The sequence below is a fragment of the Pedobacter sp. AC402 genome, from assembly GCF_979252805.1.
Map to the genome: position 1 here is coordinate 20,650 of NZ_CEEDAI010000007.1, position 14,198 is coordinate 34,847.

14 protein-coding genes are annotated in these 14,198 nt (G+C 36.5%); 3 read left to right on the top strand and 11 right to left on the bottom strand.

Annotated features, from left to right (window positions below; genetic code table 11):
- Nucleotides 1-2: 2 nt before the first annotated feature.
- The 5 genes from AC0IWE_RS06510 to gyrA all read right to left on the bottom strand — a co-directional run bounded on the left by AC0IWE_RS06510 (nucleotide 3) and on the right by gyrA (nucleotide 6,474).
- A complete protein-coding gene (locus AC0IWE_RS06510; protein WP_471792440.1) occupies nucleotides 3-701 on the bottom strand; it encodes an endonuclease V in 699 nt (232 codons plus the stop codon).
- A 63-nt stretch (nucleotides 702-764) separates the two neighbouring features.
- Nucleotides 765-1,373: a hypothetical protein gene (locus AC0IWE_RS06515; protein ID WP_471792441.1), complete on the bottom strand. Its 609-nt coding sequence runs from the start codon at nucleotides 1,371-1,373 to the stop codon at nucleotides 765-767.
- Between the two features lie 144 nt (nucleotides 1,374-1,517).
- Entirely contained in the window at nucleotides 1,518-2,606 is a 1,089-nt protein-coding gene (locus AC0IWE_RS06520) for a tetratricopeptide repeat protein (RefSeq protein WP_471792442.1), read from the bottom strand.
- Between the two features lie 158 nt (nucleotides 2,607-2,764).
- Nucleotides 2,765-3,721 carry a tetratricopeptide repeat protein gene (locus AC0IWE_RS06525; RefSeq protein ID WP_235526189.1) on the bottom strand — a complete coding sequence of 319 codons (957 nt, stop codon included), beginning with the start codon at nucleotides 3,719-3,721 and terminating at the stop codon, nucleotides 2,765-2,767.
- 158 nt (nucleotides 3,722-3,879) lie between these two features.
- Nucleotides 3,880-6,474: a DNA gyrase subunit A gene (gyrA, locus tag AC0IWE_RS06530; protein ID WP_055913681.1), complete on the bottom strand. Its 2,595-nt coding sequence runs from the start codon at nucleotides 6,472-6,474 to the stop codon at nucleotides 3,880-3,882.
- 714 nt (nucleotides 6,475-7,188) lie between these two features.
- Here gyrA and AC0IWE_RS06535 point away from each other — a divergent pair.
- A complete protein-coding gene (locus AC0IWE_RS06535) occupies nucleotides 7,189-8,136 on the top strand; it encodes a TCR/Tet family MFS transporter (RefSeq protein ID WP_471792828.1) in 948 nt (315 codons plus the stop codon).
- 106 nt (nucleotides 8,137-8,242) lie between these two features.
- On the opposite strand, the gene AC0IWE_RS06540 is transcribed toward AC0IWE_RS06535, so the two are convergent.
- Genes AC0IWE_RS06540 through AC0IWE_RS06560 form a run of 5 tightly spaced genes read right to left on the bottom strand, consistent with a single transcriptional unit; the run spans nucleotide 8,243 to nucleotide 9,863 of the window.
- Entirely contained in the window at nucleotides 8,243-8,644 is a 402-nt protein-coding gene (locus tag AC0IWE_RS06540; protein WP_471792443.1) for a PhoH family protein, read from the bottom strand.
- On the bottom strand, nucleotides 8,625-9,020 hold the full coding sequence (locus tag AC0IWE_RS06545; protein ID WP_471792444.1) for a PhoH family protein: 396 nt from the start codon (nucleotides 9,018-9,020) through the stop codon (nucleotides 8,625-8,627). The genes AC0IWE_RS06540 and AC0IWE_RS06545 overlap by 20 nt, the downstream gene beginning before the upstream one ends.
- On the bottom strand, nucleotides 8,992-9,192 hold the full coding sequence (locus AC0IWE_RS06550) for a hypothetical protein (protein ID WP_471792445.1): 201 nt from the start codon (nucleotides 9,190-9,192) through the stop codon (nucleotides 8,992-8,994). Before AC0IWE_RS06550 ends, AC0IWE_RS06545 begins: the two co-directional genes overlap by 29 nt.
- 13 nt (nucleotides 9,193-9,205) lie before the next feature.
- The gene (locus tag AC0IWE_RS06555) at nucleotides 9,206-9,598 is read right to left on the bottom strand and encodes a PIN domain-containing protein (RefSeq protein WP_471792446.1); all 393 of its coding nucleotides are present in this window, start codon (nucleotides 9,596-9,598) and stop codon (nucleotides 9,206-9,208) included.
- Complete coding sequence (locus AC0IWE_RS06560; protein ID WP_157255498.1) at nucleotides 9,582-9,863, bottom strand: hypothetical protein; 282 nt, start codon at nucleotides 9,861-9,863, stop codon at nucleotides 9,582-9,584. The genes AC0IWE_RS06555 and AC0IWE_RS06560 overlap by 17 nt, the downstream gene beginning before the upstream one ends.
- Nucleotides 9,864-10,348: 485 nt before the next feature.
- On the opposite strand from AC0IWE_RS06560, the gene AC0IWE_RS06565 reads away from it, so the two are divergent.
- Nucleotides 10,349-12,508, top strand: coding sequence for an FUSC family protein (locus tag AC0IWE_RS06565; RefSeq protein WP_471792447.1), 2,160 nt, complete (start codon nucleotides 10,349-10,351; stop codon nucleotides 12,506-12,508).
- A gap of 128 nt (nucleotides 12,509-12,636) precedes the next feature.
- The gene (locus AC0IWE_RS06570; protein WP_471792448.1) at nucleotides 12,637-13,047 is read left to right on the top strand and encodes an organic hydroperoxide resistance protein; all 411 of its coding nucleotides are present in this window, start codon (nucleotides 12,637-12,639) and stop codon (nucleotides 13,045-13,047) included.
- A 111-nt stretch (nucleotides 13,048-13,158) separates the two neighbouring features.
- Here the strand turns inward: AC0IWE_RS06570 and bioB are convergent, their stop codons facing one another.
- Nucleotides 13,159-14,160: a biotin synthase BioB gene (bioB, locus tag AC0IWE_RS06575; RefSeq protein WP_471792449.1), complete on the bottom strand. Its 1,002-nt coding sequence runs from the start codon at nucleotides 14,158-14,160 to the stop codon at nucleotides 13,159-13,161.
- Nucleotides 14,161-14,198: the final 38 nt, after the last annotated feature.

The window sequence follows — 14,198 nt, forward strand, 5'->3', positions numbered from 1 at the left end:
GATCAAAATAAAGTAAGCGGTGCCGATACCTTATGAAAACCAGGTTTTAATTTCCCAATGCGAAAATCATTTACAATGTTATGTGCCATACGCGTTGGCTCAGGAATTCGATAATTCCCAACGCTATTTTTCATAATTTCCAAACTTTGTTCAGCCGTAATTAAATGGCCGGCAGAAACATACACAGATTCGCAATTAATCTTTGTACGCAATGCAAAACCTAAGGTTTCACCATGACTGATGATTTCAGCACTGCTTAATTTCTTATTTTCCGGAACATGGTTTTCGCCATGCAAAAGGCTTTTAGCACAACCAATTGAAGCCTGGTTTGCTAAAATTCCAAAATGTGAAGCAACACCCATGCGGCGTGGATGCAAAATTCCGTTACCATCCAATACAACAACATCGGGCTTATCATTTATCAGGCTCCAAACTTTTAATAGCGCCGGAACTTCTTTAAATCCTAAAAACCCTGCTTTATAAGGAAAATTTGTTTCAAAAGTATCTATAGCAAAAGATTTTACAACCATTCCTGGGTAACTTAAGATCACAATTCCAGCGTACATGGTTGTGCTGTTTTTATTGAAAGAAATATCTGCACCGGCAATGGTTTCAATTTTATCAATCGGCTGAAACTTTAATTGTTTAGCTAATTCATTTTGATATGCAGTAGCATCTTCAAAGCTATAGTGATCGTACATGATTTTAGTACAAGGCTGGCTGTAAATTGTTTGTGTTATATACAAATATTAATCTAGTTAAATCTAGTCCTGCAAAGCTGATGAATACTTCAAATTTAATAGGTCTAGAACTCTTGGTGAGACTTTCAAATCAGATCGGAACTTCAAAACACCATTTATGAAATGTCTTTCTAATTCGTTTTTATTGGTTATTGAAAATGGTGTATTGAATATAATTGCTTTATAAAGTATTTTCTGACTATCATTATCAAAATAATGCACACGAATATCGAAGCTTACATCATCACCATTGGATAAAACTACATCGTAATTCTTAGTATCTGGATTAGGAGACAATGACTCAAATGTAATGGATTCAATAATTATTTCATCTATATAATGATGTATACCGTACTTATCGACCGTAACCTTATTTATTTTGTTTTTACTTAGCGTATTTATGCCTTTTAATGCAAGAAATATTAAAAGAGATAACAGAATTACTGATAAAACGAAAGTAGAAATTTTATATTCATCAGATAATTCCACAGACTTAATAATTATTATACTGAAATTAATTATTCCTAAAACTATACTTACGAAAATAAATGCCCCTAAAGCTTTCAGTATCAAAGTTATGTTATTTGATTTTATAGAAGTTATTTTTGAAAAATCATTATCATTAATATCCATATCGTTCAAAGTAGTAATTGAAATGCTTACGGAAGTAAATATACAAAAGGCATATTCAAAAATATATAATTTTATGTCTTATAATTAATATTATGTTAAGTTGATATTTCTTTTACCACTTATTTCCAACAAATCACTCGATAATTATAGTTCTTGAAGCCTGCGGTTAAGTTCCTGTACCTTATTTGTTGCTCCTTTTTTGGCGTAAATATCGATTAGCAACTGTACGGTTTTTTTATCATTAGGATTAATTTCATTTGCACGCTGTAAAGCAAATTGTGCACGATCAATCAGGCCTTTATATTTTTCATTTTTATCGGCGTCGTTTTTACTCAAAGTTTCGTTCGCTGTATTGATATAAGCTAAACTCAACTGATACAAGGCATCAAAATAGTTTTGATCGGTAGATAATGCTTTGTCGTAAGCTAAAATCGCTGTAGAATTGTTTCCTCCAACTTGTTGCAGGTAACCATACAGAAAATAAAGCAATTTGCTTCCCTTCTCAACTTTCAGGTTATTTTCAATTAAACCTTGTGCTTTGTTATAGTTTTCGGTATCCAATAATAAATTGATGTAATCATTTGTTAAAAAACGGTTGAAAGGATTTAGCACCAAACCATCTTCTAAAGTTTTAATTGCAGTTTCGTTTTCTGATTTTACAACATACATCTGTGCCATCTTTTGAAAAACAGATGGATTTCTGATGCCATTTTCTTTTGCCCTTTTAAAATACGTTAAAGATTCATCATAAGCCTGAATATTCAGCGCGCAAATTGCGGTATTTAAAGCTAATGTGGTATCTGCAGGAAAATTATCACAAACTTCTTTTAAATCTGCATAAGCTTCTTTAAAATCATTGTTGAAGTAAGCTTCATTGCCTTTATCCTGTTTTTTTATCAGAATATTATGATCTGATGCTTTAATTAGGCCTCCATTGTCATCATAACGGTCTAAAGATTTTGCCTTTGTTACCGCTTCAATAGCCGCATCATAAAATTTGTTCGCATTATTCGGATCTGTATCTATTAAAGAAGCAAAAGATGTTAAATATGATTTTATAGACCAGGTTTCGCCCCAGTTTTTGGTTTTATTATCTTTTTCTGCTGATTCTATTGCTTTTAAGCCTTCTGTAATAATCGACAACTGCTTTTTTTCATCTTCTTTATTCGCGATTGATGCCTGAAGCTTACCAACTGAATTCCTGGCAATAAGAATTTGGCTTTTTTGAGCCATAGCATTAAAAGAGACGAAAATTAAAGCGGTTAATGATATTTTAAGGCAATTTTGCATAATTTGAACAATGTTGTAAAACCGTAATAATTGATAAAAATAAACATAAAAAAAAGAGCTCCGAAATTTCAGGGCTCTTTTTTTAAATCGATGATGAATAATTATTGCTTAGGTAAAGCGTCTAAACGTTTTTTAATGTCATCATAATTTTTAGTATCATTTCTAAATGCATAGATCGTTTTTAACGTTTCCAATGCACCTTGGTTTTTAGCATCAACCTCTAAGGCTTTTTTATAAAAAGGGAGAGATTTATCTAATAAAGCATTCATTTTACCGGTAACTTCATTAAATTCTTTTACTTTTTTAGGATCGATTTTATTACGGTCTGCTTGTAATTTCAAAGCTTGCGTAAAATAAATATTTCCCAATAAAACCTGATAATTAGGGTTATTTGGCTCTTTTGCTGCCAAAGCATTTAACATCTGCTCTGATTTTGCCGCATCACCCCTATTAATATAAATCTGGGTTTCAGTTTTGATCCACTCAGCATTGTCAGGAAATTTAGCGGTTGCTTCTTTAATCGTTGCCAATGCTGCAGTTGTATCTTTCTGTTTGCTCAAATTAGCATTAATAATTTCAGAGTAAAGATCTTTAGATTGAGGTGAATTTAACGAGATTACTTTTTTAAATTGAGTAATCATGTTAGGATAATCTTCAATGTTTCTAGCTGCGATACCTGCATTTAAATACATTGCTGTATCATTAGGATTGATTAACGTTGCTGCAACAAATTTTTCGTAAGCAGTTTTGTAATCCTTTTTATTATAAGCAATTACACCACCATTTCTAACGGCATTGCTAATATTGGTTTCAGCTAAAGTGATGTTTTCTTTTTCACCTCCTTTTGTATCTAATTTTTTAGCTTCAACTACTGCTTCCTGAGCAATTTTTAAATTTTTATCAGCATTTGCTGTACTTGTTGAATCTAAAATAGCTGTAGAAGAAGCAAATAAAGCACGATAACTCCATGCCTCAGGCATTACTTTAGATTTTTCATCAGCAATGGCTTTATCTGTATGTGCCAATCCTTTTGCTAAAGATTCAAGCTTTTTTGCCAACGGTGTTGATGCACTTGAAGAAGTTAGCTGGAATAAACCCCAGTCGTTTTTCGCCGCGGTTACTTCACTTTTCTGAGCAAATGCAGAGCTCACCGCACCTGCTAGAACTATACTTAGAAATACTCTTTTCATAATTTTTATTCTAATCTTAATTTTAATTAATTTTCTTCTTCCGTTTCGTTATCTGAATCACCTTCTTCTTCGTCAGCATCTTCGGCTTCAGGAGTTGTATCGGCTTCAATTTCTTCTCCGTCCGTAACCACAACATCTGCTAAATCTACTGTTTCTTCCTCATCCTCTTCATGATCAATCTTCGTTACCGAAGCAATTTCATCATCACCTTTTAATGATATCAGGCGAACACCTTGTGTGGCGCGGCCCATTACCCTTAAAGCTGAAACCGGAATCCGGATTACAATGCCCGAACGGTTAATGATCATCAAATCTTCGCTATCAGTAACGTCTTTAATCGAAACTAATTGTCCGGTTTTTTCAGTAACATTAATTGTTTTTACCCCTTTACCTCCACGGTTGGTTACACGGTAATCTTCAATATCGGTACGTTTACCATAACCCTTTTCTGATACTACTAACACCGTAACTTCAGGATTGTTTACAGCAATCATGCCAACAACTTCATCCTGATCGTGTGCAAGCCTTACACCACGCACTCCAGTTGCAGTTCTTCCCATCGGACGAACGGTTTTTTCATTGAAACGGATTGCCCTACCTGATCTTAAAGCCATTACAATCTCACTTTCGCCATTGGTTAAGCATGCTTCCAATAATACATCGCCATCATTAATGTTAATGGCGTTAATACCATTTACCCGCGGACGTGAATAAGCCTCAAGAGAAGTTTTCTTAATGGTACCTTTTTTAGTACACATAATGATGAAATTGTTCTCTAAATACTCCTGGTCTTTTAAGTTTTTAACTTTAATATAAGCTTTGATTTTCTCTTCTTTCGGAATGTTGATGATGTTCTGGATCGCTCTTCCTTTACTGGTTCTTGAACCTTCCGGAATTTCATAAACCCTCAACCAGAAACATCTTCCTGCTTCAGTAAAGAACAACATATAGTTGTGGTTGGTAGCCACGAGCATGTGCTCAATAAAATCTTCATTTCTTGAAGTACTGCCTTTTGATCCTTTACCACCTCTACCCTGTGCCCTGAATTCGGTTGCCGGTGTACGTTTAACATAACCTTCGTGAGAAATCGTGATTACGACCTCTTCATCATCGATGAAATCTTCCATGCTCATATCCTCAGCCGAGTGAACGATAGTTGTTCTACGCTCATCTCCAAATTTCTGGCGGATTTCTGCCAACTCATCTTTGATGATCTGCATACGCAAACCTTCATCAGCCAAGATAGATTTTAAATGTTCGATGGTTTTCATTAACTCAGCATACTCTTCTTTAATCTTATCACGCTCTAGTCCTGTTAAACGACGAAGCGTCATATCCAGAATTGCACGGGCCTGAATATCGCTTAATCCGAATTTTTCCATTAAGCCTAAACGGGCATCTTCTGGTGTTTCGGAAGCACGGATTAATTTAATAACTTCATCTAAATGATCTAACGCAATTAAATAACCTTCTAAAATGTGGGCACGTTTTTCGGCTTCTGATAATTCGTAACGGGTACGGCGAACAATAACATCATGGCGGTGATCTACAAAATGCACAATTAAATCTTTTAGATTTAGCATTTGCGGACGGCCTTTTACCAATGCAATATTATTTACACTGAAAGATGTTTGTAAAGCAGTATACTTATATAAGTTGTTTAAAACGATAGAGGCATTTGCATCGCGTTTAATTTCGTAAACAATGCGGATACCATCTTTATTGGATTCATCTTTAATGTTAGAGATTCCTTCCAGTTTTTTCTCGCCAACCAACTCAGCAGTACGCTCAATCATTTGTGCTTTGTTAACCTGGTAAGGAATTTCAGTAACAATAATTACTTCACGTTCCTTAATGCTTTCGATTTCGGCTTTTGCACGCATTACAATACGGCCACGCCCGGTTTCAAAAGCTTCTTTAACACCTGTATAACCGTAAATAATACCACCAGTAGGAAAATCAGGAGCTTTTACAAACTTCATCAGTTCCTCGATAGTGATATCTCTATTATCGATATAATTTACAACACCATCAATTACTTCGGTTAAATTGTGTGGTGCCATGTTGGTGGCCATACCTACAGCAATACCTGATGATCCGTTAACCAATAAGTTAGGAATTTTTGCAGGTAAAACAGTTGGCTCCTGTAAGGTATCATCAAAGTTTAACTGAAAATCTACAGTATCTTTATTGATATCGGCAAGCATTTCTTCAGCAATTTTAGAAAAACGTGCCTCAGTATAACGCATTGCAGCCGGAGAGTCGCCATCAATGTGACCAAAGTTTCCCTGTCCGTCTACCATCGGATAACGCAAGCTCCAATCCTGAGCCATACGAACCATGGTAAAATAAACAGATGCATCACCATGCGGGTGATATTTACCCAAAACCTCCCCTACAATACGGGCAGATTTTTTATGGGGTTTATTACTGGTTACACCAAGATCGAGCATACCATATAAAACACGGCGGTGTACCGGTTTTAATCCATCGCGTACATCAGGCAAAGCCCTCGATACGATTACCGACATTGAATAATCAATGTAGGCCGATTTCATCTGCTCCTCTATATTAATTTGAATGATTTTGTCGTTCTGCTGATTTTCTAAATCTTCTGCCATAAATTATTATTCTCGTTACTTAAAACGATATTAAAAAAGGGTATTACTATAACCTTGCGAATTTAACAAAATTTAGCCGAATTAAGGCATTGTGGAAAAGTTTTGACCTTTGTTATAGGTTTTTTATTCCCGGTGAGATTTTAATTTATTGAAGGCCAGTTTAACGAGTTTACAGCATTTACAAAAAAAATGGGTTGTAAGTTTTTTTTGTATATGTGAGGTTCTATTTCAGTGGCGGTCTGCAGTACTGCTATCGCTGCAAGTCATCACTCGTACCTCATTGCGGGCTTTCCGCTATATCAGGTTTATAAACAGAGGACAGTATTTCATATTTGGATCTAAACCTCGCAGGTTTCAAAAACCTACTAGGTTTGTAATTGAGTTTGTAGAGAACAAAAATTTACATTGTTAACTAATTCTGATACTTTTGTTTTTCAACCTGATCTACGATGGCAAATACGAAGAAATCTGCAATGAGTTTTATTATGGTTACCCTCCTGATTGATTTTACAGGTTTTGGGTTGATTATTCCTGTTTTACCAAAACTTATACAGGATTTTACCGGAGGCGGTTTCGGCCTGGCTGCAGAGTATGGCGGTTGGCTTACATTGGCTTATGCATCGGTTCAATTTATATTTTCGCCAATTATCGGAGCAATAGAGCGACCGGTATGGCCGCAGACCTGTATTATTAAGCTCTTTATTCGGCCTCGGTATCGATTATATCTTTTTAGCCTTCGCCCCTTCTATCATCTGGTTATTTGTAGGAAGAATTATAGCTGGCATTACCGGTGCCAGTTTTACTACAGCGCAAGCTTATATTGCTGATGTTTCGCCGCCTGAAAAGAGAGCGCAGAATTTTGGTTTGGTTGGGGCAGCATTTGGCGTTGGATTTATCCTTGGTCCGGTATTAGGAGGTGTTTTTAGTCATTTCGGCACTCGGGTTCCTTTCATGATTGCTGCTGGTTTATCATTAATCAACTGGCTTTATGGTTATTTTATATTACCAGAATCTTTACCTGTGGATAAACGAAGGGCTTTCGACTGGAAAAGAGCAAACCCGGTTGGTTCATTATTGAGTATTGGTAAATACCCTGCGTTATTAGGCTTAATGGCAACATTATTCTTATTGTATTTCTCTAGCCACTCTGTTCAATCCAACTGGACATTTTATACGATGGAAAAATTTAAATGGGATGCTGCATGGGTTGGTTATTCGTTAGGCTTTGTGGGTTTGGTAATCGGTATTGTTCAGGGTGGGTTAATCCGGATTATCCTTCCAAAAATTGGAGAAAAGAAAGCTGTTTATTTCGGATTGATTTTATATGTAATCGGTTTTGTTGCATTTGCGTTTGCCAGTAAAGGCTGGATGATGTTTGCTTTTATGGTTCCTTATGGCTTGGCAGGTATCGGTGGACCAGCGATGCAGGGGTTAATCTCCAATCAAATTCCGTCAAATGCTCAAGGTGAAATGCAGGGCGTTTTAACGGGGCTACAAAGTTTAGCAGCCATATTTGCCCCTTGGGTAATGACACATATTTTCGCTTATTTTATTGAAGGGAAAGCACCAGTTTACTTTCCGGGCGCACCGTTTATACTGAGTGCGGTTTTAACTTTAATCGGTTTGTTTATCTGTTTAAGAAGCTTGAAGAAATACCATTAAATTGAAAACAAGCGTCATTCCCGTGCAGGCGGGAATCTTAATACATTACGATTCCCAATCAAATTAGGAATGACGATCAACTTAGTTTTACGTAATGAAGTATCCTTTACAACAACTCATTTGCCAAATTTGCCAACTCACTCCTTTCGCCTTTATGTAAGGTAATGTGTGCATAAAGCGGATGGTTTTTGGCGTTTTCTATCAGGTACGAAAGCCCGTTACTTTCCGAATCGAGATATGGTGTATCGATTTGATAAATATCGCCAGTAAAAACAACTTTGGTATGTTCACCTGCCCTCGATATAATTGTTTTTACCTCATGGGGTGTTAAATTTTGGGCTTCATCAATAATGAAGAAAATTTTGGTAAGGGTTCTTCCACGGATGAAAGCTAAAGGAGCAATGGCTATTTTCTCGGTTGCAATCAGCTCATCAATCTTTTCAGTCATTTTATCATCGCCGATAAACTGCTCTTTAATAAAACGCAGGTTATCCCATATAGGAGCCATGAAAGGATCGGTTTTTGATTTTGCATCCCCTCGGCAAAAACCCGATATCTTTATTACTCAATGAAACGATTGGTCGGGTTACATATATCTGCCTGAAGTTTTTGCGCTGTTCTAACGCACTGGCCAGAGCCAAAAGAGTTTTGCCTGTACCGGCATTCCCCTGAATACTTACGAGCTTAATTTCCGGATCCAAAAGCGCGTGAATTGCAAAGGCCTGTTCAATATTTTTTGGTTTAATTTTAAATATAGGATCGGTAGAAACAGCAGAAAGCGTTTTTAAATTATTGTTATAAAATACATTCGCTGTTTTCCTTTTATTTTTTAAAATATAAAAATGGTTGGCGTTTTTAGGTGGCAGACTCAATCTCGCTGGCATCGATAAAGGGGTGTTTTTTTATCTCCTCTATAACTTCAACAGGAAAATCCGTTATCTCAGTTTTCCCGGCATAAAGTTCATCAACGTTTTTAATTTTACCAGTTTCGTAATCTTCAGCATTTAAATCGAGTGCTTTGGCTTTTAATCTAAGGCAAATATCTTTCGATACCAAAACCACTTTTTTATCAGGATGCTCCTCTTTTTAAACTTAAAGCGGCATTTAAAATCTTATGGTCGGTTTTTCCTTTTCCATACACTTCCTCAGCATCAACAGTAAGCGGTTTTTCATTTAAAACTACTTTAAACTTACCTGCATCGGCACTTTTAAGTGCAATCCAATCACTAATGAGTTTTTGTTTAGATGTTTCATCAATTAGGCGTATAAAACTTCTGGCTTCAAAATTCCTGGTGTCATTACCACTTTTAAAATTATCAAGTTCTTCTAAAACCTGGATAGGAATAGCTACGTCATGCTCGTGGAAATTATTTATTGCATCGTGATCGTATAAAATGACAGAGGTATCTAAAACGAAGATCTTTTTTGATGGAGCGGAGATTGATTTACCTTTTTTGGCCATTTGGTAAATTTAATACTTTAGGAATAATAAGCAGAAAAATGTGTGCTTCTTTTTTGATTGCTGGAAAGTTTTTACCAAAATAAAAACGGGGACCTTCTTCTTTCGATTCAGTTCCCCGTTTTAACTTTAAAAACAACCTTAGTCGTATTTTAAAGCATCTAATTCTTGTTACTTTGATTTTTCCGTTATCGTTAGGTTTTGCAACTTTTGCGATCCGTGAAAATTTATTTCCAACTCTTCCGTCCGTAAACTTCTTAGTTTTCAATAAGCTCTGTTTGGGCCTGTGCGATTTTCTTATCGTCCAATCTTTCGATGGTTATATATATTCTTACTCGGTTTAACCCTTTCTGAAATTAATCGTTTTCCCTGTAAACTATCCGAAACAATTTCCCTTTCGGTTCTTTATCTCTTTTGGATTGTTTTATCAGAATTCAAAGTACTTCGTATTTGATATGATCTAATTTAGCATGAAAACGTTCTTTTGTCAAGAGAAAAATGAACGTTTTTATTCACAAAGTTATCCACCTAAAAACACTGTTTATCAACATGTTAAATATTTAAAACGGCTCTTTATTTAATCTAATGGCATATTGTTTCATCTTATTAACAATTAGGAAAGATGTAATTACAAACATTTCTTATCATTCTGGCAGTCAACACATTAAAGTATTTCTGCTTAAAAGTTAAAAAAAAGCATAAAACTTAATTTTAATCGCAACAAAAAACTTCGCTATTATGTTATTTTTGTACATGCAGATTAGGCAACCCATTAGAAATGTACAAGACTTTTTATTGAGTACGTATTTTGCCGACGGGCTCCGAATAACCATTGGTGTACTGCTCCCCTCTTTAATACTGGCCCAGTTCGGTTTGCTTAAGTACGGCATGACTTTATCGCTTGGCGCATTATGTGTAAGTGTGGTTGATAGCCCCGGCCCTATGGTACACAGGAGAAATGCAATGCTGGTTACCACCGCGCTAATTTTCATCTTTTCGATTATTACAGGCCTAACCAATAAAAACCATTACTTTATAGGGTTTTTACTAGTGGTATCGAGTTTCGTATTTTCAATGTTTTATATCTACGGGCTCAGGGCTGCATCGGTTGGCACTGCGGTGCTGCTGATTATGGTTTTAGGTATCGATGATGTACGGCCCTGGCAGGATGTGCTACTACATGCCGTTATGGTGCTGGCCGGAAGCCTTTGGTATACTGGTTTGAGTTATTTTGTATACCGCCTCCGCCCTTTCCGTTTGGTACAGCAATCGCTGAGCGATTCAATATTAGAGGTGGCAGAATTTCTGCGGGAGAAGGCGAAGTTTTACCATCAGAACAACAATTACGATAAAACGTATTCCGATCTTTTACAACTCCAGGTTTCTGTACACGAAAAACAGGATGCAGTAAGAGAGTTATTGTTTAGAACACGCGAAATTGTAAGGGATTCTACTCCCGAAGGTAGATTTTTGCTCCTGGTTTTTGTAGATATGGTTGATCTTTTCGAGCAGGTTATGTCTACCTATTATAATTACCAGCAATTGCATGATCAGTTTGATAAGGCCGGGATACTTTCTGATTATGAAATGGCCATTAAAAGGATTTCTTATGCGCTTGATGATATTGCTTTCGCATTAAAAAGCGGTGGTACGCCTGTTGTATCAAAGCGTTTATTGATTGAGATTGAACGTTTGAAGATTAAAATAAACGACCTGGAGAAAAACAATCAAAACCAGGAGTACAATACCCTTGGCATTATTGCACTTAAAAACATAGAAGTAAATATTGAAAATATACTGGCCAGGGTTAAAACCATCTTCAGTTATTTTAAGATCAGGAACAGCAAAGATATCAGGCAGGCAGAGGTAGATACAGAGAAATTTATTACCAGGCAGAAATTTGATTTTAAACTATTTACCGAGAATTTAACCTATAGCTCTTCCACTTTCAGGCATTCGCTGAGGGTTACCGTGGTAATGCTTTTGGGCTTTATTGTTTCGCTGATCCTCAATTTCTCACACAGTTATTGGATTCTGCTTACCATCCTGGTTATCTCAAAACCGGGCTTTAGCTTAACAAAAGAACGCAATTATCAGCGTTTAATTGGTACTACAATAGGTGCGTTTATTGGGATGGGCGTGTTGACTTATATTGATGACAGACACACCTTATTTGTAATTTTGCTGATCTGCATGGTGGGGTGCTACAGTTTCCAAAGGAAAAATTATGTAGTAAGTGTGCTGTTTATGACACCTTATATCTTAATCCTATTCGATTTTTTGGGTATGGGATCAATTGCGCTTGCCCGCGAGAGAATCTATGATACTTTTATAGGTTCAGGAATTGCGCTAATAGCCAGTTATTCTTTGTTCCCAACCTGGGAGCATGAAAAACTAAAAGAAGCCATGCTGAATATTTTAAGGGCCAATAAAGCATATTATGCGCAGGTAATTAAACTTTATTTCGAAAAGAATTACAACAGAACCGAATACAAGCTTGCCCGCAAAGAAGTTTATGTGAGCACCGCAAACCTGGCTTCTCTATTTCAAAGAATGTTTTCCGAACCAAAAAGCAAACAATTATTTATTAAGGAGGTGCATCAATTTACTGCATTAAGCCATCTGCTGTCATCATATGTGGCAACACTTTCTTTATATAATAAAGAACATCAGTTCATTTTTGAAAGTTTCGACGCTTTAAAGCCAATTGCCAATAACACAAATTACCTGCTTGATACCGCTATTGATAATTTGATACAAGGCACCAGCACAATGGATAATGTTCCACTCATCAGGTTAAATGATACTGGCTTAGCGATAAAAAAAGGTGAAGATTTAGTACCCGAACAGTTCGACCTGATTCAAAAGGTAGCGTACGATATCTATAAACTATCGGTAAAAATTAAAATTTAATTTACCATTTCATTACTTCCATTAACCATTTTCAAATCGATTTAGCCAGGCTGAAATTTTGTGGTAACAAAACCCGCATCAAACAAAGGCCTTTGTGATTTGTTAACTCTTCACATTAATATATCATTATGGAAAAGCTATATACAGCTGAAGTTACAGCTACTGGAGGAAGAGACGGACACATCAAATCAAGTGATGGAATTTTAGATTTTGAATTACGCAAACCTAAAGAGCTTGGTGGCCAGGGCGGGGCAACTAACCCTGAAGAACTATTTGCAGCAGCCTGGGGACCATGTTATTTAGGTGCATTAGGCTCTGTTGCAGAACGTGAAGGTGTTGATGTTAGTGAAGCAAATGTGAAAGTATTGGTTTCATTTAATAAAGACGGAAACTCATTCGTTTTATCTGCAGATCTGGATGTGCATATTCCAGGTATTTCTCATGAAGAAGCACAGGCATTGGCTGATAAAGCACACAAGGCTTGCCCATATTCTAAAGCAACAAAAGGAAATATTGAGGTAAGAGTAACAGCAGTTTAAAAAAGATACTGTTTTACTTTTTAACATGGTGTCAGATAGTAAATCTGACACCATTTATATTATACGTGGCATTGAATCATCATTGCACACCAAAATTAATTTATTTTTTTATTAAACAGCTTCTTCAGCAACCCTTGTATTGGCTGGTCTGCCATTTTTAAAAGCGTCGCGGGTTTTTAATCCCAACAATTCGAACATTGCAATATCATCTACAAAAGCAGGATTTGGTGTAGTCAACAATTTATCTCCTGCAAAAATAGAGCTTGCACCTGCCATAAAGCAAAAAGCTTGTTCCAATGTGCTCATTTCGTTTCTGCCTGCTGATAAACGCACCACTGAATTTGGCATTACAATACGCGCTGTAGCGATCATTCGCACCATATCCCAGATTGGAACACGAGGTTGATTTTCCAAAGGTGTTCCTTTTACCGGAACTAAAGCATTAACTGGTACAGATTCAGGGTGTTTTTCCATGTTGGAAAGTGTCTGCAACATCGAAACCCGGTCTTCTACCGTTTCACCTAATCCAATAATACCACCACTGCAAACCGTTAATTTAGCTTTGCGTACGTTCTTAATGGTATTCAAGCGATCATCGTAAGTTCTGGTAGAAATAATCCGTTTATAATCATCTTCTGAGGTATCAATGTTGTGGTTATATGCATATAAACCGGCATCAGCCAAACGTTGCGCCTGATTTTCGGTAAGCATACCTAAAGTACAGCAAACTTCCATATCCATATCGTTTACGGCTTTAACCATTTCAATAACACGGTCAAAATCGCGGTTATCGCGTACTTCGCGCCAGGCAGCACCCATACATAAACGAGATGCACCACCTTCTTTTGCCTTAACCGCAGCACTAACCACCTGGCTAACCTGCATTAATGGCTGTACCTCCAGTTCGGTGTGGTAACGCGCTGCTTGTGGGCAATATGAACAATCTTCTGCACAGCCACCGGTTTTAATAGAGATTAATGAACTTACCTGAACTTCATTGTAATCTTTATTTTCTCTATGGATGCTGGCAGCTTCATAAACCAGATCTAAAAATGGTCTATTATAAATTTCGTATATTTCTTCTTTTGTCCAATCGTGTCTTGTTGTTTGCATCGGGATCAGATTTTACAGATTTAATTTGTAGTCTTAGT